Below are 20,585 nucleotides of genomic sequence, written 5' to 3'. Positions count from 1 at the left end.
TACATTACACTTACATTTTTGTAAGAATTAAAAAAGGTGAACGAATTTACTCGTTCACCTTTTAGCTTGCTTTAAAGCCACCGCCAAGTACATCACGTACATCATGTATAACAACGAAAGCATCTTCATCTACCCGGCTAATAACTTGTTTTAACTTAACAAGCTCTTGTTTATTAATAACAACATATAAAACTTCTTTATTTTTACCAGTATATCCGCCGCGCCCTTCTAATACAGTAACACCGCGTGTCATATTTTTCGTAATAGCTTCACGAATTAAATCTGGTTGATTCGAAATAATCGTAACAGCCGTTTTTGTATCCATTCCTTCTACAATGAAATCAATCACCTTCGCTCCGATGAACACAGCTACAAGTGTATACATTGCCTTTTCTTGCCCTATTATAAATACAGAACCAGCAATTACAACAATATCAATAATTAGTACGCCTTTACCTACGCTCCAACCTAAATATTGATTTGCTAACCGAGCTAAGATTGCTGACCCTCCCGATGTACCTCCGGCTTTGAACATACAGCCTAATCCAATACCCACAAATAAACCAGCAAATAAAGCTGCTAATAATGTATCACTATTTACATGATACTCAATATGTTCTGTAACGTATAAAAACAAAGATGTTTCTACAATCCCTAAAATTGTATAAATCATTGTTTTCTTATCAAAAAATTTATAACCAATAGCTAGTAAAATTGCATTTATAGCAAAATTCACAATCCCTGGTGACCAATCAAATAAGTAGTACGTAACAACCGTTAAACCAATAATTCCACCTTCCGATAAACGGTTTGGAATTGCAAAGTAATTAATACCAATTGCGAATAATAATGAACCAATTGTAATTAGTGTTATTTCCTTTATACGTTGATTAACCATAGTTCATACCCTCCCCCCATTTGACATTGTATCACTATCTCCTAGAGGTTTAGAAGTGGTTTTTATTCCGCATTTTCCCTCTTAAAAATTGAAATATTATGTTTAAACAGAGGGTTGATTAATTATTCATATTTGCTCTAACTGCACGGACAAATTGCTCCACATTCCCTTTCTGAATATACTTAGCGCGAATGGTTTCATGATTACAAGTAAACTCAAAGTACGGATGAAAATCTATGCTATCTATATGCAAATATGAGTACTCTTTAAATGTTGAAGGATAGTACGGAAATTCCCCGTAAAAAAGGAGACGTCTAGTAGTGGCAACAAAAACCCCATGTTGATACGATAATATAAAATTATCCTTCTCAAATATCCCTACCACAAAAACCAAAATCTTTTCATCATCATCTACATACTTTTTCATACTCGATAAAAGTTCATTCATGCATATTCCTCCAAATTCTATTCACTGCTTTAACACTTGAAAAGAATCCATGGATATTACAGACCGGTTTAACTCCTTTATAAAGTATGAAACGCGTTTCCTGTCAAAGATATTTCAAAAAAATAATCCGTTATGCGATTATACACATAACGGATTAAAATTAAACCGTAGAGCGTTCCACAAGTTCGTATGGAATTTCCAGCTTTTCTTGTTCAGAACTCTCGTCATTCACTTTTCTATGCAACATTTCAAAAGCAGTTTTCCCTATCTCCTTTAAATTTTGATCAATAGTTGTCAATTGTAACACTTGCGAGATAGGTTGATTATCAAAGCCAATAATCGCTAAATCCTCAGGAACTTGAATCCCTAATTTTTCAACCTCTGTCATAACCCCAATCGCAACTTCATCACCTGCTACTATTAATGCTTCAGGAAGATCCTGCATCTCTTTTAACTTATGAGCCACTTTTACACCATCTTCTAGTGTAAAACATTCTGTAAAAATCCATTCTTCATTAACCTCTTCGTCTATAGATTGCAATTGCTGTTTATAAACATCAAAACGCTTTTGACTACTCGGCCCTAATTTTCTTCCCGTACAATAACCAATTTTTTTATAACCTTTCTCAATCAAATAATCCATTCCTAATTGAAAGGCCGCTGAATGATTCGTATATACACTTGAGATGTTTGAAATATCATTGTCTTCACAAGCAATTATTGTGCCGTAAGAAGCATACGGTTCTATCGTTTCCCAATCATTTGCACGGGAACAAATAATAAGACCATCCAATTGTTTTGTTTTTAACATATGTAAACTTTTCATTTCTTCTTTTTTATTATAATTCGTTTGGCAAAGTAACACTCTGTAATTATGAGTTAACGCAATCTCCATCATTCCGCTCACCATCGCATCAAAACACGGATGATTAATATACGGTAAAATCACACCAACAATATTCGTCTTTCCTTTTGATAAATGAACAGCATTTGCGTTTTGCGAGTAATTCAATTTCTCAACTATCTCTATAACCGCTTTTCTTTTTTCTTCACTTACATATGGGTGATCATTCAACACTCTCGAAACAGTCGTAACTGAAACTCCCGCCATCTTTGCGATATCTTTAATATTAGCCATACACTCACCTCTATCTTTAAGTTAATGAATCTCATGAACATATGTCAAATCTTCTTATCATTACACCTTCATTCATTTCTCTTACAAAAGTGTAATTTTTTTGTAAGCTAATTCGATAGTGACTTTCGGCAACATTTCATACAATTAAGTCAGAAACAAGGTAACAACCATTCGAAAAGGAGCGGATTAATATGATGAACAAAATGAAAACGAACAATTTCTTACATACAATGGGCATGGTATTTTCCGCTCTTATCGACGCAAAAGCTGTTGCTTCTACATTAAACAAGTAAGGAGAATATATTATGAATAACATCACTTTTAACAAATTAGATTTTTTAGGACTAGCTAGTGGCTCGCTTCTTCTTACTGCTTTTATTTACGCCGCTACGCTTGTATAACTTTGTGTCCCCTTTCCCCTTTATTATAAATAGTAATAGAAAAGACGACCGTCTATGCCCGGTCGTCTTTTCTTATTTTTGATTTGATTGCAAAGCTTCTTTTAACTCCTCAAATTTCTCATTTAATTGATCTGTCATCATTTTCATAGCAGTTTTTCGATCTATTTGTTCTCCAGCCTCAATTTGAATCGAATCTCCAAAAATCAATTGTGCCTTTTTCCCCTTTATTAATTCTTTTACACTTGATGGACCAACATAAGCTGCCGGCACTAAAGGTACATTAGAACGCATCGCAATTGTCACAGCACCCGCTTTTAATGAAACATCTTCCGCTGATCTCGTTCCACTCGGAAAAATCCCTACTACCTTTCCTTCTTTTAATAAACGTGATGGAATTTTAAGTGTACTCGGTCCCGGATTCGCGCGATCTACAGGGAATGCATTTACATTTTTAAAGAACCAATTTTTGAATTTCCCTTCAAATAATTCTTTTTTTGCCATGTAATGAATTTGAGTTGGGTACATCCCTGTAGCTAACATTAATACATCCATAAAACTTGTATGTGTACACGCAACAACATACGGACCACCTTCTGGTAGCTTTTCTCTTCCTTGCACTTCTACTTTCCCAGCTGTTTTAAATATATATTTCAACAAAAATGTAATTGGTTTATACATTTATTTCGTTCCTTTCTAAACATCCGAAGTATAATCATATTCTTACAACAATTATAACACTAAGTTTTAGGAGTTGGTAATAAAAATGAGTATGAATTGTTACATTTTAATTCTTACAAAAGTGTAATTTTCTTGTAAGCTAATTCGATAGTTACTTCTTACTATATTTCATACAATTAAGTCAGAAACAGGGCAACAATTATTCGAAAAGGAGTCGATTAATATGATGAACAAAATGAAAACGAACAATTTCTTACATACAATGGGCATGGTATTATCGGCTCTTTTCGATGCAAAAGCTGTTGCTTCTACACTAAACAAGTAAGGAGAATGTATTATGAATAACATCACTTTTAACAAATTAGACTTTTTAGGATTAGCTAGCGGCTCTCTTCTTCTTACTGCTTTTATTTACGCTGCTACGCTTGTATAACTTTGTGTCCCCTTTCCCCTTTATATAGAAAAAGACGACCGTCTATGCCCGGTCGTCTTTTTAATTTTTTCTTTCTTTCAATTCTTTTAAAAGCTGTATCAGCTCAGCTTGTTGTTTTATCTTTTTACGACCATTTCGATTAATTGCTGCAAGCTCACAGGCAACTCCGACGGCGAAGAAAAACAATAAACTTTCTAACATGTAAAATCCTCCATTTGCCTATTAAACAGCTTGACGTAATTGTTCTTCTTGTAAAACTCTCTTATTTATATTTTCTTCTTTTCTCTGACAAACGTTATTGCGAATAAGCGCTGCAATAACAAGTACAGTCCCTATAATATCAAACATTGTGATTTGATACCCTTGCATCATCATAATAGCTAAAGTCGTAATTGGTACAAAATTAATAAATAAAATCCCATTAATGGATGATAAAATTTTCACACCATAGTTCCAAGCAAGTAGCGCTACAATACCTGGCAATGTCATCATAAATAACAAATCATATTTCACAATAGAAATCGTTCCCATACTCGGAACTGAAATATATCCAAGCGACGTAATAATTACCGTTATAATCGCTGTAACAGTCGTACCGAATACACACGTCAACGTAGAATAACGTAATGTTGACCAATCACTACAAGTTTGACCACCCATCGTATAAATAACCCAGCCTACAACACCAATAAATATAAATGCTAATGGGAACATATTATCTTTCAATGTTACAAAGAAACTCATGTCACCTTTTGTAATAACAAACACAGCTCCTACAAAAGCAATAACCATACTCGTTATCATATACTTCTTCGGTTTTATATGCTTATATCCCCATAAAATACAAATAGAAATCATCGGCATAAGTGCTTCCATAATGGAAGCTACCATTACACCCGACTTACCCATCAACATTTGCCCTAAAAATATGAGGACATTATATACTGTAAATGCCATCGTTCCAAAAAAGACGAGTAACTTTCCTCTTCCCTCTAAACGAAATGCCTGTTTTCCTTCTTTCATTAACAACAATACAATCAGCATTATCGCCACTGCTCCATAGCGAATAAGCGAAAAATAAAATGGATCTATGTATTCTAGCGCATGATCAGCAACTGGAAACATCGCTCCCCATGACATACTCGCAATTAAACACGCTAAAGCCCCTATTATCATTTGACCTCTTCTCACCGCAATCCCCCGTTTCTTTCTATTTGCACAAAGAGAATTGTAAAAGAAAAAATATATCACGTAAAATGATTCAAAATGATGTTAACTATCATTTATAATGATAGTTAACATCAAGGGGGATTACAAAATGGAATTACGAGACTTACAAATCTTTAAAAGCGTTGCCGATCAGGGTAGTGTAAGTAGCGCAGCAAAGGAATTAAATTATGTACAATCAAATGTAACTGCACGTATTAAACAACTAGAAAACGAATTAAAAACCCCACTCTTTTACCGCCATAAACGAGGAATGACTTTAACAGCTGAAGGAAGAAAAATGCTCGTTTATGTTAGTAAAATTTTGCAAGATGTCGATGAACTAAAACAAGTATTTTTAGATAGCGAAACACCCTCCGGTATATTAAAAATCGGTACAGTCGAAACAGTAAGTACACTGCCTACCATTTTATCTTCTTACTATAAAAGCTATCCGAATGTCGATTTATCATTACAAGCGGGTCTAACAGAAGAATTAATTAGAGAAGTACTTGATCACCAATTAGATGGTGCCTTTATATCAGGTCCTATTAAACATCCACTAATCGAACAATACGATGTTAGTACAGAGAAATTAATGCTTATAACACAAAATAAAGCCTTTCATATAGAAGAATTTACAACAACTCCTCTACTCGTTTTTAACCAAGGATGTGGATACCGCTCCAAACTAGAACGTTGGCTTAAAGATGAAGGTTTGCTACCAAAAAGAATTATGGAATTCAATATATTAGAGACAATATTAAACAGTGTTGCACTCGGTCTCGGAATTACACTCGTACCACAGTCTGCTGTCCATCATCTTTCTAAAGCAGGTAAGGTACATTGTCATGCAATCCCTGAAAAATACGGCAGTATTTCAACGGTTTTCATACGCCGTAAAGATAGCTATATGACGAATTCAATGCGTAGTTTTTTAAAAACAATTGAAGAACATCATCATATCAATATGCTATGAAAGACATTCTTACACGAATGTCTTTTTTTCTTACAAAAGTGTAAGTCTTTCGTAAGCTAATTCGATAGTTGCAAGTAGACATATTTCCTATAATTAAGACATAAGCAGGGCAACAACAATTCGAAAAGGAGCGGATACGCATGATGAACAATATGAAATCAAATAAACTTTTAAATACAATGGGCATGGTGCTATCCGCACTTGTCGATGCAAAAGCTGTTGCAACTACATTAAACAAATAAGGAGAGATTATAATGAACAACATTACTTTCAACAAATCAGACTTTATCGGACTTGCAAGTGGAGCTACTCTTCTTACGGCTTTCATTTATACACTTGCTCAAGGTCTTGTTTAACACTTTGTTTCCCCAACCCCCTTTATATAGAAAAAGCTGCTCGTCTTATAGACAAGCAGCTTTTTAGTTTGTTTCATATACAATTTGACCTGTTTTCGTAATATCATATCCGCCAATCGCATTTAATTCATTATGAAATTCTTTCGATTGCAGAATATCTTTCACAACTTCAATCAACTCTTCATTTTCTTTATTCTTCAAAATTACTAAATCATACTGTTCTTTCATGATTGGAATAAAGTCCACATTTACAATTTGCGAAAACTTTTCTGAACCTACTCCTACATCAGCTTTTCCATTTGCAACTTGAGTGGCAACACCAAGATGATTCGATTCTTCCCATTCATATCCACTAATATCAGCTTTATTTAATTTTTGGATTCGTAATTGTTCATCCACTAACACTCTAATACCAGAACCCTTTTCTCGATTCACAAACTTTATAGTGGACCCGGATATGTCAGCCCATGTCTTTATTTTCTTCGGATTTCCTTTTTGAACATAAAACCCTACATTTCTGGACAATAAATTAATCATAAGACATGGCTGTCCTACTAAAATACGTTTTACGTAAGGAATATTATATGTACCCGTTTCACCATCAAACAAATGCAAACTAACGATACTTCCTTCTCCTTGATACATTTTCACTAAACTCGTTAAGCTACCTTGATACGCTCTTAAAACATTAGAACTTGGCAAACGATTTTCTATACGTTTAGCTAACATATCTAACGTTAGTTCTTGACCACTAATAATACACGTGTTCAAGATACTACTACCATCGTTTTTTACAGGATTAACTTGTACTTTTCCTGTTTTCATTTGCTTTATATATTGATCTAAATCTGCTGCATCAATGCGCATCTGTCTACCAACTCTATAAGAAGGAAGTTCTCCTTTTTTAATTAAGTCGTATACAGTTAATTTTGATACTTTTAATCGCTTTGCTACTTCTTCCGTTGTGTAGGAATGATGATCCATAGACGATTCCTCACTTTCTCCTTTCATTGTAACAAAGAAAAGAATATTTCTCCTATTTTTTAAAAATAGATATATGTTCAAATTATATTCAATTATAAATAGTTATATTTAGTTATATTTAGTTATAATTAGATGTATCAAAATGAAAGGGGATTTTTTTATGAATAAATTTACATTACGTTCCATCGGGGCACTTATACTTTCTTTCCTTCTTATATTTAGCACTGCTTGTACAAGTGGGGAAAAGCATACAAAGTCAACTGCTAAAGAGGATAAAACAGTTGAACTGACTATCTCAGCTGCTGCAAGCTTACAAGATGCATTAAAAGAAATCGAAAAACAATATAAAGAAAAAGAGCCAAATATCAAACTTTCTTTTAACTTCGGTGCTTCTGGAGCACTTCAACAACAAATTGAACAAGGTGCACCTGCTGATTTATTCTTCTCAGCAGCAGAAGATAAATTCCAAACCCTTGTAAAAAAAGGATTCATTAATGAAAAAGAAGGGAAAAATCTTCTTGGAAATGAACTAGTTCTAGTCATCCCTAAAGATAGTTATCTTACAAAATTTCAAGATTTAAAAGATGAGAAAATCAAAAAAATTGCACTTGGTACACCTGAATCTGTACCTGCTGGCAAATATGCAAAGGCTTCTCTAACACACGAAAACCTTTGGAATGATGTTCAAAATAAAGTCGTATTTACAAAAGATGTTCGCCAAGTGTTAACATATGTAGAAACAGGGAATGTCGATGCTGGTATCGTATACAAAACAGATGCTCTCATTTCGGATAAAGTAAAGATTGGTGAGACAGCAGCAGCTACTTCTCATGAGCCAATCCACTATCCTTTAGGTGTTATAAAGGAATCTAAACATAAGAAAGAGGCGACTTCATTTTATGAGTATTTGCAGTCAAAAGATGCACAATCTATCTTTAAGAAATATGGATTTACAGTCCTGTCGTAATTACTATGAGCATTGATGCTATTTTATCGCCTTTCTTTCTATCTTTAAGAGTAGCTGCGTGCGCCACTATTCTCGTTACAATTTTAGGGACAATTGTCGGGCGAGCACTAGCTCGCTCCTCATGGCGATATAAAGTACTATTAGAAACCATATTTTTATTACCAATGGTACTTCCACCAACTGTTATCGGCTTCTTTCTCATTATCATCTTTGGAAACAACAGCCCGATCGGAAAGTGGGTTGAATCATTATTTCAGCAGTCTATTATGTTCACATCTACTGCTGCGATCATCGCTTCTACAGTTGTTGCATTTCCGCTTATGTACCAATCAGCGAAAACGGGATTTTCTATCGCAAATGTACAAATTGAAGAAAGTGCTCGTGACCTTGGCGCAAGTGAATATCAAGTTTTTCTGCACGTTACACTTCCACTCGCATTTCCTGCCTTACTAAGCGGGATGATTTTGAGCTTTGTCCGCGCGCTCGGTGAGTTTGGTGCTACACTTATGTTTGCCGGGAACATTCCTGGTAAAACACAGACAATCCCAACTGCAATTTACATGGCTATTGATGCAAGTAATATGCAACTCGCCTGGACACTTGTAGTTATTACTATCGTTATGTCACTCTTATTTCTCCTATGTATTCAACTTATTAATAAAAGAATTACTAACTCTTAAAGCAGCTTTTTTCGAAGCTGCTTCTTTATTTCTTAGGAAATAAAATATACCACCGGGAAATAACTGAATTTTACCTCTTATTAAAATATACATTTTATTTGAATTCACTTTCTAAAATAGGCAATTTCCTGTTATTATATGGAGGTGTTTCAAAAAATGAAGAAATGAAAACGCATTTATATCGTGAATTCTTCATCCTGTTTTAGCGATCGGTAATCTTCTACTCTATTAGTGGGGCATTACCGATCGTTAGAACGATATGTAACTATATTGGTATAGCAAACCGAAGGGAGTCTTGTAATGGACATTTTATTAGCGCTTCTTCCTGCAATTGCATGGGGAAACATCTTATTAGTAAGCGTAAAAATGGGCGGTGGTGCATATAGCCAAACGGTAGGTATGACAATCGGTGCTCTATTCTTCGCAACAATTATGTATGTATTTACTCAACCAGCTTTAACAATGACAATCTTAATTGTTGGTTTTATTTCAGGTTTATTCTGGGCTTTAGGACAAGTAAACCAATTAAAAACAGTTGAAAAACTAGGTGTTTCAACTACTGTAACGATTTCTACTGGTATGCAACTTGTTGCAACTTCTATCTTTGGGGTTATCGCTTTCCGTGAGTGGACTACTACTACAACAATCATTCTGGGAACGATTGCAATCCTATTAATTGTAGTTGGTGTTGTATTCACATCATTAGATGATAAAGAAAATGCTCAGCCACCTGGACAATTGAAAAAAGGACTTCTTACTTTAATTGTTTCTACTTTCGGCTATCTTGTATATGTAATTATTATTCGTTGGTATAATATCGATGGTTGGTCTGCTATTTTACCACAAGCAGTTGGTATGTTTGTTGGTGCAGTTGTACTGACGTCTAAACATAAACCATTTAACAAATATGCAATCCGTAATGCTTTGTCTGGTTTACTATGGGGAACTGGAAACTTATTCTTACTTCTTTCATTACCACGTGTTGGAGTAGCAACAAGCTTCCCATTATCTCAAACCGGAATCGTTATCTCAACATTCGGTGCGATTGTATTCTTAGGTGAAAAGAAAACAAAACGCCAATTGATCTTTATTGCACTCGGTAGTGTTTTAATTATCGGCGGCGCTGTATTACTTGGTATGACAAAAGCATAATCTTATATTCTATTAGTAAACCCCTGAAGCATATATGCTTCAGGGGTTTTTCAATTCGAATTATTTTCTAGATATAATTATTTGTATGTTCTTGCCCCTTATAATTGCTCTTCCACTCTAGCAAACCAGCTACACATATAAAGAGATTAATAACAGCTAATATTAGCATGAATTTCCGCCTTCTCATTATCCATTCCATCTACGGTAAGTCTTTTCTTTTTACAAAATTCTCTTAAAGATGATATCGTTTTTATAACATATCTCTACTAGAAAGGAATAACGGATATGCTAACTAAACATCGAATTTTATTTATTGGTGCCGGTCGTATGGCAGAAGCTATATTTTCCGGATTACTTAAAACAAGCAAAGAGTACATCGAAGAAATTATCGTCTCTAACCGAAGCAACGTAGAAAAGCTAAAACAGTTACAACATCGATATAATGTGTCTACTGCAACAGATTGGAAACAGCATGTTACATCTGTTGATACGGTTGTTTTAGCAATGCCACCTTCTGCTCATGAAGAGTTATTAGCTGAGCTATCTCCGTTACTATCAAATCAACTAGTCGTAACAGTCGCAGCCGGCATTGGACCATCTTATTTAGAAGCTAGACTCCCAAAGGGCACGCCTGTTGCTTGGATTATGCCTAATACAGCTGCTGAAATTGGAAAATCTATCTCCTTATATACAATGGGACAATCAGTAAACGCGATGCATCAAGAAACCCTGCAACTGCTTTTAAAAGGTATTGGTACTTCGCAACTTTGTACTGAGGAAGAAGTTCATCAGCTTACTGCAGTTACTGGAAGTGCACCAGCCTTCCTTTATTACTTTGCTGAAAGCTTAATTGAAACAACAAAAAGTTATGGAGTCGATGAAGAAACCGCAAAACATCTTGTCATTCAAATGATTTCTGGCTCTGCTTCTATGCTCGAACAAACGCAAAATCCAGCTAACCTCCGCGAACAAGTAACAACGCCAGGTGGTTCCACAGCCGAGGGTCTCAAAACTTTATACGAATATAATTTTTCAGAGGCAATTCAAAAAGCAGTAGAAGCAACAAACAAAAAAGCTAGGGGGAAATAATATGATTTTAACAAGTTTAAAAGACTATACAACATTACATAACGGTGTAAAAATGCCTTGGTTTGGTTTAGGTGTTTTTAAAGTAGAAGATGGTTCAGAAGTAATTGATTCTGTAAAAGCAGCAATTAAAAATGGCTACCGCAGCATCGATACTGCAGCAATCTATCAAAATGAAGAAGGCGTTGGACAAGCGATTCGTGAATCCGGTGTTTCACGCGAAGAATTATTTATTACCTCAAAAGTATGGAATAGCGATCAAGGATATGAAACAACACTTCAAGCATTTGAAACTACATTAGAGAAATTAGGTCTAGAATATTTAGATTTATATTTAGTACATTGGCCTGTAAAAGGGAAATATACCGAATCATGGAAAGCATTAGAAAAACTTTATAAAGATGGCCGTGTTCGCGCTATCGGTGTGAGTAATTTCCACATTCACCACTTACAAGACGTATTTGAAATTGCTGAAATTAAGCCAATGGTCAACCAAGTGGAATACCACCCACGTTTAGCACAAGAAGAGTTACATGCATTCTGTAAAGAACATAATATCCAGCTTGAAGCTTGGTCACCATTAATGCAAGGACAACTACTAGATAATCCAACGTTACAAGAAATTGCGACAAAATATAATAAATCAACTGCGCAAATTATTTTACGCTGGGATTTACAAAACGAAGTTGTAACAATTCCCAAATCAATTAAAGAACATCGCATTATTGAAAATGCAAACATCTTCGACTTTGAATTAAGTGCTGATGATATGAAATCAATTCAAGCTTTAAATGAAGATCGTCGCGTTGGTCCAGATCCAGATAACTTTAACTTCTAGTAGAAAAACCACTGCCCTATGCAGTGGTTTTTTTATTTAAGAAAACTGAATATTTAAACTATATTTCATTTAGTTGACACTTCATTATTCAAGGTGTAAGATTTTGAATTATCAAAGAAACACAAAAATTAATAAAATTTATTCGTTTACTCATTGTATCAAGAGAGGTGGAGGGACTGGCCCTTTGAAACCTCGGCAACAGGTTCATTTTGAATACTGTGCCACTTCCTGCAAGCTTTATGCTTGAAAGATAGAATGAGGGACTTCGTTTATATACGGGTGCATAACTTGTACGTGAAAATCCCTCTTTCTCAATATGAAAAGAGGGATTTTTTATTTTTCATTTCCCTCATCATCATCCAAACTTAATTATTTAGGAGGAAAATTAAATGAAAAAGAAGTTTGTACCCGGTATTGCATCAGTTGTAGGAGTAAGTATTTTATTAACTGGTTGCGGTAGTTATAAAAACGAAGCAAGCGGAGCAAATGCAAAAGACGAGGCACCTAGTAAACAGATTTTAAACTTATCTTCACCTACTGAAATACGAACAATGGATACGGCTCGTGCTACAGATACTGATTCTGGTCAAGTAATGAGAAACGTATTTGAAGGTTTGTATAATCTTGGTGAAGGTAACAAACCTGTTCCTGGTGTTGCAAAATCTCATGAAGTAAGTGGCGATAAAACGAAATACACATTCCATTTGCGAGATTCAAAATGGTCAAACGGCACTCCTGTTACAGCTAAAGATTTTGTGTTCGCTTGGCAAAGAGCCGTAGATCCAGCAACAGCCTCTGAATATGCATTTCTATTCTTTGATATTAAAAACGCAACAAAAATTAACAACAAAGAACTTCCAGCCGACCAACTTGGTGTAAAAGCAGTTGATGACCATACGTTTGAGGTAGAATTGGAGCGTCCTGTTCCGTATTTTATTAGCTTAACAGCGTTCCCAACATTTCTACCCATTAACGAGGAATTCTTTAAAGCACAAGGTGATAAGTACGCTTTAGAAGATAATACAATCTTGTACAACGGAGCTTTTACACTAAGCGATTGGAAGCACGAACAAAGCTTTAAATTCAAGAAAAACCCTACCTATTGGGATAAAGATACTGTCAAACTAGAAGAAATCAATTTTAACGTCGTAAAAGAAAAATCAACAGAAGTAAATTTATTCGAGTCAAAACAATTAGATCGTATAAAACTAACATCTGACTTCGTCGATAAATATAAAAAAGATGCTAACTTTAAAGAACGTCCAAACGTAGGCGTACAATTTTTACGTATGAATCAACAAAACAAAGTGCTTCAAAACGTTTCTGCACGCCAAGCAATTGATCAAACAATTGATAGAAAATCCTTTGTAAATACGTTATTAAATGATGGATCTACACCAACATTTGGTCTCGTTCCAAAAAACTTTGCAAAAGGACCTGAAGGAAAAGACTTCCGTACTGCAAATGGCGATTTAACAAAAGTTGATACAAAATCTGCACAAGAGTTATGGAAAAAAGCTAAACAAGAGCTTGGTTCTGAAAAGATAGCATTAGAATTATTAACGAGTGATGCTGACCTTGATAAGAAAACTGGTGAATTCTTAAAAGGACAACTAGAAAAGAATCTAGATGGATTAACAGTAAATATAAAACCGCAACCGCGTAAGCAACAAGTTTCGCTTTTATTAAAAGGTGACTATGAAATCGGAATTGATGGCTGGAGCCCTGACTTTGCGGATCCAATTACATTCCTTGAGCTATTTACAACGAATAACCCTTATAACTTAGATCATTACTCTAATAAGGAATTCGATGAAACAATAGCAAAAGTGAAAACAACTTTAGCTGGTGATGAAAAAGCTCGCTGGGAAGCATTACTAGCATCCGAGAAAATATTATTTAAAGACTCTGTTATCGCTCCTCTTTACCAAAAAGGCGAATCTTATTTAGAACGTTCTTATGTGAAAGGAATTGTGCAAGTAGACTTTGCAGGTCAATTAAACTTCAAGTGGGCAAAAATTGAAAAATAAAGTGAAACTTTAATAAGTGGGGGTTTCTTCATCCCCACTTATTATTAGCCCACACCAATTGTTTTTTTAGCAAAATATATTTAAAATAGGTTCTCTCACACATGAGAATCTGCTTTTTCAATATATTATTCTAAGAAATTAACAATCTATTTTTATTATTGACATATAGTTCTTTTCAGTGTTAATATTCTAAATAATCAAAGAAACGAAATATTTCACCATCAAAATATAATGTCTACTACGTTGAAACATATAACGATAGATTATAGATCAACATGTATATACATATAGAACACCTGATTACCTATAAACAAATATTTATAATAGGTTTTATCTCCTTCTATAGCTACTTCAGACATGGACATTATGACGTTACGAACAACACATTTAGGGAGGAACGAACAATGAAGAAAAAAGTTATACCTGTTGTTGCATCTGTTTTAGGGGCAAGTCTATTACTAACTGCTTGCGGGGGAAATAAAGATAATGCAAGCGGAGCGAAAGCAAACGATAAAGCACCTGATAAACAGGCAATTAACTTATCATTCGCTTCAGAAATTCCAACAATGGATGTTGCAAAAGCAACGGATGGGGAATCCATGAACGTAATGCGCAATGTTTTTGAAGGGTTATATGCAATGGGAGAAGATAATAAACCGGTTCCTGGTGTCGCTGAGTCGGTTGACATTAGTCCCGATAAAACAAAATATACATTCCATCTGCGTGATTCAAAATGGTCAAACGGTACTCCTGTTACAGCAAAGGACTTTGCCTTCGCTTGGCAACGTGCCGTAAATCCTGATACAGCAGCTGAATACGCATTCTTATTCTTCGATATAAAGAATGCGAAACAAATAAACCAAAAACAATTGCCAATTGATCAACTAGGGGTCAAAGCTGTCGATGACAAAACGTTAGAAGTACAACTAGACCGTCCTGTTCCCTACTTCTTAAGCTTAACGACATTCTCAACATTCTTACCAATTAATGAAGAGTACTTAAAATCTCAAGGTGATAAATATGGTTTGGAAACAAATCATTTAATTTACAACGGTGCTTTCACATTAGAGAACTGGAAACATGAACAAAGCTTCCAATTGAAGAAAAACCTTAACTATTGGGATGCTAAAACGGTAAAATTAGAAGAAATCAACTTCAATGTCGTTAAAGATAAGTCTACAGAAGTGAACTTATATGATTCAGGACAAATTGATCGCGTTGCTTTAACTGCAGAGTTTGTTGATAAATATAAGAGCGATCCAAACTTCAAGGAACGCGCTGAAGTCGGCATTCAATTCTTACGACTAAATCAGAAAAATGAAACATTAAAAAATCAACATGCACGCCTTGCTATTAACGGCGCAATGAATAAAAAAGCTTACGTAGAAACAATTTTAAATAACGGCGCTGTTCCAGCTGAAGGAATGGTTCCTGCGAAATTCGCAAAGAGCCCAGAAGGCAACGACTTCCGTAAAGAAAATGGAAATCTAGTCAAGGATGATGTGAAAACAGCGAAAGAAAACTGGAAAAAAGCAAAACAAGAACTTGGTACTGACAAAGTAACAATCGAACTATTAACAAGTGACAATGCTTTAGCTAAAAAGACTGGCGAATATTTAAAAGGTGAATTAGAAAAAAACTTAGACGGATTAACAGTGAATTTAAAACCACAACCACGTAAACAACAGCTAAAACTACTATTAAGTGGAGACTATGAAATTGGTATTGACGGCTGGGGCCCTGACTTCGCTGATCCAATTACATTCTTAGATCTATTTACAACAGATAGTGCTTATAACTTCGATAAATACTCTAACAAAGAGTACGATGAGCTAATTCATAAAGTGAAAACAGATTTAGCTGGCGATGAAAAAGCACGCTTTGAAGCAATGAAGCAAGCTGAAAAAATTCTATTACAAGACGGCGCTGTCGCTCCTTTATACCAACAAGGTCGTTCTTACTTACAACGCTCTTTCATTAAAGGACTTGTAACAACTGACTTCGGTGGTGAGTTTAACTACAAGTGGACAGAAGTTGCAAAGTAACAAAAGTAAAAGGTATCCCATGAAGGATACCTTTTTACTTTTATACAACTTTAACTACAGAGCTTCCTCTTCCCTTTGCCATTCCTTTTATAGCTAAAATCATACCTGCTACTAATTGTATAACCAATACAATAACTAATAATGAAATAATATTTCTTTCTAAACTAACTCCTCCAAATATTATTGTATAATAGCCATTTCCTGCATATATTGCAGGAAATAATTCACCGATTGTTTGATATGTTTTAGAAAGCATTTCATGTGGTACAATTACACCCAAACTTACAAGTTGTAACGATAGTGAGATGATATTGAAAATCATACCTGCATCTCCAAAAACAGTTACAAACATTTGTGTTAATGAAAGAAAGGCGAAGAAGACTATTGTCAATAATCCTCTTTTCCTTCTTTTTGCATTGAACCAAAACTCATCATAAATATAAACACAAACATCAAATATGTTCTCCACGTCAAAGAAGGTATATGCCCTGACCAAAGATAGCTAACTAAATAATTAATTCCCATAATACAAGACGATATTACTAAACTAATACTTATTAGTTTTACATATTTGAGCATATCTTTTCTCCTTGTTTTTTATTTTTCTACTTCTTCAAATTGTAGATTCACTGGCTCTTCTAAAAGTGTTTCATAAAAGTTCTCTGCCAAATCTGTTGAAGGAATTTTTTCATCTACTTCATCAAATCGAATACTATCTAGCCACACACAACCTTCTCCTGATAATAAAACACCAAATGCAATACCAAGTGCTTCTTCTTTTATATCTAATACAACCGAGTACGATTGCCAGTTATTCGTATTTTTAATGGGGCGATTTTGCATATTATCCATAGCGAGCGGTTCTGTATCTTTTCCATCTACTCGCATCCACAATCCTGCCCAATCTCTTACATTTTCACTCTTAATAAATGCTGTAAAACGTAATCTCTTTCCTACATATTTATCCGCTCGGAACATTTGCATTAATGTTGAAAATCCTCCGTGCGTAACATTCTCTTTTGCTTTTATGTATGCAGATACTTTCCCCTGATGGACAACTTCATAATCTAAACCCATCTCATATTCAGCAGGATGACTTCCACTTAAGATCCATCCTTTCGGTATACCTTTTTGCATTGAAACACCCTCTCTTTCTATATAAAATGACTGAAAGTACTTTCGATATTTCTTTGGTGGCAATTGAAACATTCTTTTAAAAGCTCTCGTAAATGCCTCTTGTGAGGAAAAACCGTATTGCACTGCAATATCAATAACAGCTCTCTCCGTTGACACTAAAACTTGCGCAGCATGAGTTAACCTTCTCTTTCGAATATAATCTGTTACACTCATCCCAACATATCTTTGAAAGATGCGATGAAAATGGTACATCGATACTGCACTGTGAGATGCCACTCTTTCTGTTGTAAGCTCCTCATGTAAGTGATTCTCTATATATTCAATTGATTTTTTTATTATCTCTTTATATTCTTCATGCATTTTAGCCCCTCCTCACAACTTCAATTTACCATATACATACAAATCTTTTTTGATTTAAATTGCGGATTAGCCCTTGCAACTACAGAATAATAATTTATTTTCAACACATACATAATTACATGTTTTTGGGAAAAACTTGTATAGAACGAATTTACATAAGGAGGAATTTATAATGAGAATTCTACTATCAGTTTTATTAGCTCTTATGCTAGTACCTGCATTAACAGGATGTAAAGCTCCTGCAAAAGAAGACACAACTTCTAATAAAAAGACGACTGAAGAAGCAAAAAATGAGGCTCCTGCAGATTTAAAACTAAACTTCAATGAATTCGATTTAAAGGCAGACTACCAAGATACAAAGAAAGACTACGAAGCAGACTATAAAAATGTAGCAGCTGATAAGAAAATGGAAGCAAAAATTGAAGATCATAAAGCAGATGTAAAATTAACAGGAGACGAGGCTATCACAAAATTAAGCCCACTCTTACAAGAATTAAAATTTGATAAAAATACTGCTGACCAAGAAGTAATCGATCAAGTAGTGAACGTGTTCAAACTTGATAAAGACTATCAAAAATTTGATTTAGAAGTTGTCTTCTCTGATGGAACGAAAAAAGAATACAAAAGAGAAATAAAATAAAGAGGTAGGCGGTAGTAAGAAGAAAAAATAACCTTGCACAGGCAAGGTTATTTTTTCATTTCTGCTTGAAAACGTTTATAGTATGTTGATGCTGTTGCAAAATTAATTTCTATATCACGAATCAACGATGAATCTTCTTCTTTAGCTAACTTCTGTAATTTTTTCATTGCTTGCTCCGATTCATTCAAGAAACCAACATATACTTCATGTTCTTGCTCTTTCGACTTCGGCACACGAATTTCTTTACGTATATGATCAATATCTTCTAACATGCTCGTTGTTACCTTTTGCACATCTTCTTTATATGTAGCAGTCGTTATTTCCTTACCGCCCTTTTCTTTTGCTACTTCAAATAACTGCAGTGCTTTATTAATTTCTTTATTCATTTTCGTATCGTATTTTTCATGTACTGCACGGTATTCTTTCATCTCTTCTGTTTGTTCTGTAGATTGCTCTACCTTTTCTTTCGGTTCTTTCGTATCTTTATTTCCATTACATCCTGCTAGAAGGAGCATTCCTCCCATTACGGCAATACCCAAAACCTTCTTCATCTCTTCTTCTCCTTTTATCTACAACTATTACTCATTATAGTTTCTTTTATCTCCACTTGTTATTATACCGAGAACATCCTACTTTTTACACTTAAGACGACACCGTAATATATATACCAACATGTTTGTCACAGTATCGTCACTTTATACAAATAATTTTTGCAATGCTTTACTACATCACCTTACAAAACTGTATGAGGTATTTCAAAGAAATGAAAAAAGAACTGATTCAAACATTCCCTTTGAATCAGTTCTTTTTTGTTAAGCCTCTAGATTTTGTTTTTGTTGCAGTTCAAACTGTTTCTCACTTCTTCTGGCCATAAATAGATAACATAACACTGCTCCTACTTCACAAAGCGCAATAACAATACCCATCGGTAATGCTGTATTACTTCCACCGATACCTACTAGCGGAGCAACAAGAGCTCCTGAAATAAACTGTAATAAACCTAATAAAGCTGATGCTGTTCCTGCAGCTTGTTTCTGATTTCTCATCGCTAATGAGAACCCAGTTGTTGATACAACCCCGACACTTGATACAACAAGGAATAACGAACATAAAACACCAATTAAACCTATTCCTAGTACGATTGTCAGTAGTAAAGATAGACCACCAACAGCTGCGATAATAATACCCGCAACAAATAATGTCTTCTCATTCACTTTCCCCGCTAAACGACCCGTTACCTGACTAGCAATAATAATACCGATGCCGTTAATCGCAAAGAATAAACTAAATTGCTGTGGTGATGCTCCGTATATGTTCTGCAACACAAATGGTGAGCCCGAAATGTATGCAAACATTGCCGCTGTTACTAATCCTTGTGACAATGCATATCCCATAAACAGACGGTCCTTTAACAATTTTCCGTACGTCGCCAAAGTCCCTGACAAACCACCCGTTTCTCTTTCTTCAGGAGGTAATGTTTCACGTAATACAAAAGTAGCTGAGATTAACATGAATACGCTAATTGCTCCAAGAACGATGAAAACACCGCGCCACGTTGTAAACTGTAACAATTGCCCCCCAATAATCGGTGCCAAAATAGGTGCTGCTCCGTTTACTAACATAAGCAGTGAGAAAAACTTCGTCATTTCAGAACCTGAGTACATATCTCTTACCATCGCACGTGATATAACAATCCCGGCTGATCCTGAAGCTCCTTGTAGGAAGCGCAATAATACTAATGTCCAAATAGATGGCGCAACAGCACAAAGTAAAGAAGAAGCAACATAAATAATAAGAGCAATAATAAGTGGTTTGCGTCTTCCGTAAATATCACTAATTGAGCCAACAAATAATTGCCCTACTGAAAGCCCAAGTAAACAAGCTGTTAATGTAAGCTGCGCTAGGGATGCACCTGTTTGCAAGTCATCCGTTAACTTCGGTAATGAAGGCAAATACATATCAATAGATAATGGCCCAATTGCCGTAAGTGTCCCTAATACAAGAATCATCCACAACCTGTTTGCCTTTACAGGTTTATATATTTCGTGATTAACTTCATTCACTTTTTCAATTCACCCTTTCCTATACACACTGAATCGTAACAATTATAGTTACATCATAAACATACG

24 protein-coding genes and 1 riboswitch are annotated in these 20,585 nt (G+C 34.9%); of the genes, 12 read left to right on the top strand and 12 right to left on the bottom strand.

The annotated features are described in order from the left end of the window. Positions 1-61: 61 nt before the first annotated feature. The 3 genes from MHB52_RS01270 to MHB52_RS01260 form a co-directional block, all read right to left on the bottom strand. Positions 62-898, bottom strand: a complete 837-nt coding sequence (locus MHB52_RS01270) for a YitT family protein (protein WP_000248040.1) — start codon at positions 896-898, stop codon at positions 62-64. A 118-nt stretch (positions 899-1,016) separates the two neighbouring features. Then, positions 1,017-1,346 carry a PH domain-containing protein gene (locus MHB52_RS01265; RefSeq protein ID WP_001004249.1) on the bottom strand — a complete coding sequence of 110 codons (330 nt, stop codon included), beginning with the start codon at positions 1,344-1,346 and terminating at the stop codon, positions 1,017-1,019. A 160-nt stretch (positions 1,347-1,506) separates the two neighbouring features. After that, on the bottom strand, positions 1,507-2,484 hold the full coding sequence (locus MHB52_RS01260; protein ID WP_001273898.1) for a LacI family DNA-binding transcriptional regulator: 978 nt from the start codon (positions 2,482-2,484) through the stop codon (positions 1,507-1,509). Positions 2,485-2,789: 305 nt separating this feature from the next. On the opposite strand from MHB52_RS01260, the gene MHB52_RS01255 reads away from it, so the two are divergent. Then, on the top strand, positions 2,790-2,885 hold the full coding sequence (locus MHB52_RS01255) for a DUF3948 family protein (protein WP_001060007.1): 96 nt from the start codon (positions 2,790-2,792) through the stop codon (positions 2,883-2,885). 72 nt (positions 2,886-2,957) lie between these two features. Here the strand turns inward: MHB52_RS01255 and MHB52_RS01250 are convergent, their stop codons facing one another. Further along, positions 2,958-3,563, bottom strand: a complete 606-nt coding sequence (locus MHB52_RS01250; protein ID WP_061663593.1) for a lysophospholipid acyltransferase family protein — start codon at positions 3,561-3,563, stop codon at positions 2,958-2,960. A 337-nt stretch (positions 3,564-3,900) separates the two neighbouring features. Between MHB52_RS01250 and MHB52_RS01245 the strand changes: the two genes are divergently transcribed. Next, positions 3,901-3,996, top strand: a complete 96-nt coding sequence (locus MHB52_RS01245; protein ID WP_001060007.1) for a DUF3948 family protein — start codon at positions 3,901-3,903, stop codon at positions 3,994-3,996. Between the two features lie 60 nt (positions 3,997-4,056). Here MHB52_RS01245 and MHB52_RS01240 read toward each other — a convergent pair whose 3' ends face one another. Together MHB52_RS01240 and MHB52_RS01235 are read right to left on the bottom strand one after the other, a co-directional pair. Further along, positions 4,057-4,197, bottom strand: a complete 141-nt coding sequence (locus MHB52_RS01240) for a YrzO family protein (RefSeq protein ID WP_000894065.1) — start codon at positions 4,195-4,197, stop codon at positions 4,057-4,059. Between the two features lie 21 nt (positions 4,198-4,218). Further along, positions 4,219-5,187 carry a DMT family transporter gene (locus MHB52_RS01235; RefSeq protein ID WP_016119004.1) on the bottom strand — a complete coding sequence of 323 codons (969 nt, stop codon included), beginning with the start codon at positions 5,185-5,187 and terminating at the stop codon, positions 4,219-4,221. 127 nt (positions 5,188-5,314) lie between these two features. Between MHB52_RS01235 and MHB52_RS01230 the strand changes: the two genes are divergently transcribed. Then, positions 5,315-6,181, top strand: coding sequence for a LysR family transcriptional regulator (locus MHB52_RS01230; protein WP_000423032.1), 867 nt, complete (start codon positions 5,315-5,317; stop codon positions 6,179-6,181). A 254-nt stretch (positions 6,182-6,435) separates the two neighbouring features. Further along, positions 6,436-6,537, top strand: coding sequence for a DUF3948 family protein (locus MHB52_RS01225; protein WP_001060018.1), 102 nt, complete (start codon positions 6,436-6,438; stop codon positions 6,535-6,537). 63 nt (positions 6,538-6,600) lie between these two features. Here MHB52_RS01225 and MHB52_RS01220 read toward each other — a convergent pair whose 3' ends face one another. After that, positions 6,601-7,521 (bottom strand): substrate-binding domain-containing protein, encoded by a 921-nt coding sequence (locus tag MHB52_RS01220; RefSeq protein WP_016119003.1) that lies wholly within the window; start codon positions 7,519-7,521, stop codon positions 6,601-6,603. Between the two features lie 160 nt (positions 7,522-7,681). Here MHB52_RS01220 and modA point away from each other — a divergent pair, with 160 nt between their 5' ends. From modA to MHB52_RS01185, 7 genes are all read left to right on the top strand, one after another. After that, the gene (gene modA, locus MHB52_RS01215) at positions 7,682-8,488 is read left to right on the top strand and encodes a molybdate ABC transporter substrate-binding protein (RefSeq protein WP_061663592.1); all 807 of its coding nucleotides are present in this window, start codon (positions 7,682-7,684) and stop codon (positions 8,486-8,488) included. A gap of 5 nt (positions 8,489-8,493) precedes the next feature. Next, positions 8,494-9,168: a molybdate ABC transporter permease subunit gene (modB, locus tag MHB52_RS01210; protein ID WP_000020520.1), complete on the top strand. Its 675-nt coding sequence runs from the start codon at positions 8,494-8,496 to the stop codon at positions 9,166-9,168. Between the two features lie 300 nt (positions 9,169-9,468). After that, entirely contained in the window at positions 9,469-10,320 is an 852-nt protein-coding gene (locus tag MHB52_RS01205) for a GRP family sugar transporter (RefSeq protein ID WP_000353544.1), read from the top strand. A gap of 285 nt (positions 10,321-10,605) precedes the next feature. Beyond that, positions 10,606-11,409, top strand: coding sequence for a pyrroline-5-carboxylate reductase (proC, locus tag MHB52_RS01200; protein WP_000956280.1), 804 nt, complete (start codon positions 10,606-10,608; stop codon positions 11,407-11,409). Between the two features lies 1 nt (position 11,410). After that, positions 11,411-12,244 (top strand): aldo/keto reductase, encoded by an 834-nt coding sequence (locus MHB52_RS01195; protein WP_000604197.1) that lies wholly within the window; start codon positions 11,411-11,413, stop codon positions 12,242-12,244. Between the two features lie 152 nt (positions 12,245-12,396). Then, a riboswitch (SAM riboswitch) is annotated at positions 12,397-12,501 on the top strand. A gap of 132 nt (positions 12,502-12,633) precedes the next feature. Continuing rightward, positions 12,634-14,274, top strand: coding sequence for a peptide ABC transporter substrate-binding protein (locus MHB52_RS01190; protein ID WP_061663591.1), 1,641 nt, complete (start codon positions 12,634-12,636; stop codon positions 14,272-14,274). Positions 14,275-14,678: 404 nt separating this feature from the next. Continuing rightward, positions 14,679-16,319 carry a peptide ABC transporter substrate-binding protein gene (locus tag MHB52_RS01185; RefSeq protein WP_023520842.1) on the top strand — a complete coding sequence of 547 codons (1,641 nt, stop codon included), beginning with the start codon at positions 14,679-14,681 and terminating at the stop codon, positions 16,317-16,319. Between the two features lie 40 nt (positions 16,320-16,359). On the opposite strand, the gene MHB52_RS01180 is transcribed toward MHB52_RS01185, so the two are convergent. From MHB52_RS01180 to MHB52_RS01170, 3 genes are read right to left on the bottom strand one after another with little or no spacing between them, the layout of a single operon-like run. Further along, a complete protein-coding gene (locus MHB52_RS01180) occupies positions 16,360-16,710 on the bottom strand; it encodes a hypothetical protein (protein WP_016118996.1) in 351 nt (116 codons plus the stop codon). Then, a complete protein-coding gene (locus MHB52_RS01175; RefSeq protein WP_000922547.1) occupies positions 16,707-16,898 on the bottom strand; it encodes a hypothetical protein in 192 nt (63 codons plus the stop codon). The genes MHB52_RS01180 and MHB52_RS01175 overlap by 4 nt, the downstream gene beginning before the upstream one ends. 18 nt (positions 16,899-16,916) lie before the next feature. Then, entirely contained in the window at positions 16,917-17,816 is a 900-nt protein-coding gene (locus tag MHB52_RS01170) for a helix-turn-helix transcriptional regulator (RefSeq protein ID WP_000544203.1), read from the bottom strand. Between the two features lie 172 nt (positions 17,817-17,988). On the opposite strand from MHB52_RS01170, the gene MHB52_RS01165 reads away from it, so the two are divergent. Further along, the gene (locus MHB52_RS01165; protein WP_001221553.1) at positions 17,989-18,456 is read left to right on the top strand and encodes a YusW family protein; all 468 of its coding nucleotides are present in this window, start codon (positions 17,989-17,991) and stop codon (positions 18,454-18,456) included. A 47-nt stretch (positions 18,457-18,503) separates the two neighbouring features. Here the strand turns inward: MHB52_RS01165 and MHB52_RS01160 are convergent, their stop codons facing one another. Together MHB52_RS01160 and MHB52_RS01155 are read right to left on the bottom strand one after the other, a co-directional pair. Continuing rightward, on the bottom strand, positions 18,504-19,007 hold the full coding sequence (locus MHB52_RS01160; RefSeq protein ID WP_000756518.1) for a hypothetical protein: 504 nt from the start codon (positions 19,005-19,007) through the stop codon (positions 18,504-18,506). 261 nt (positions 19,008-19,268) lie between these two features. Continuing rightward, entirely contained in the window at positions 19,269-20,528 is a 1,260-nt protein-coding gene (locus tag MHB52_RS01155) for a multidrug effflux MFS transporter (protein ID WP_223153447.1), read from the bottom strand. Between the last annotated feature and the right edge of the window lie 57 nt (positions 20,529-20,585).

Source organism: Bacillus sp. FSL K6-0073 (genome assembly GCF_038006085.1).
GTDB lineage: Bacteria > Bacillota > Bacilli > Bacillales > Bacillaceae_G > Bacillus_A > Bacillus_A cereus.
This window is presented reverse-complemented; position numbering and strand designations above follow the sequence as displayed.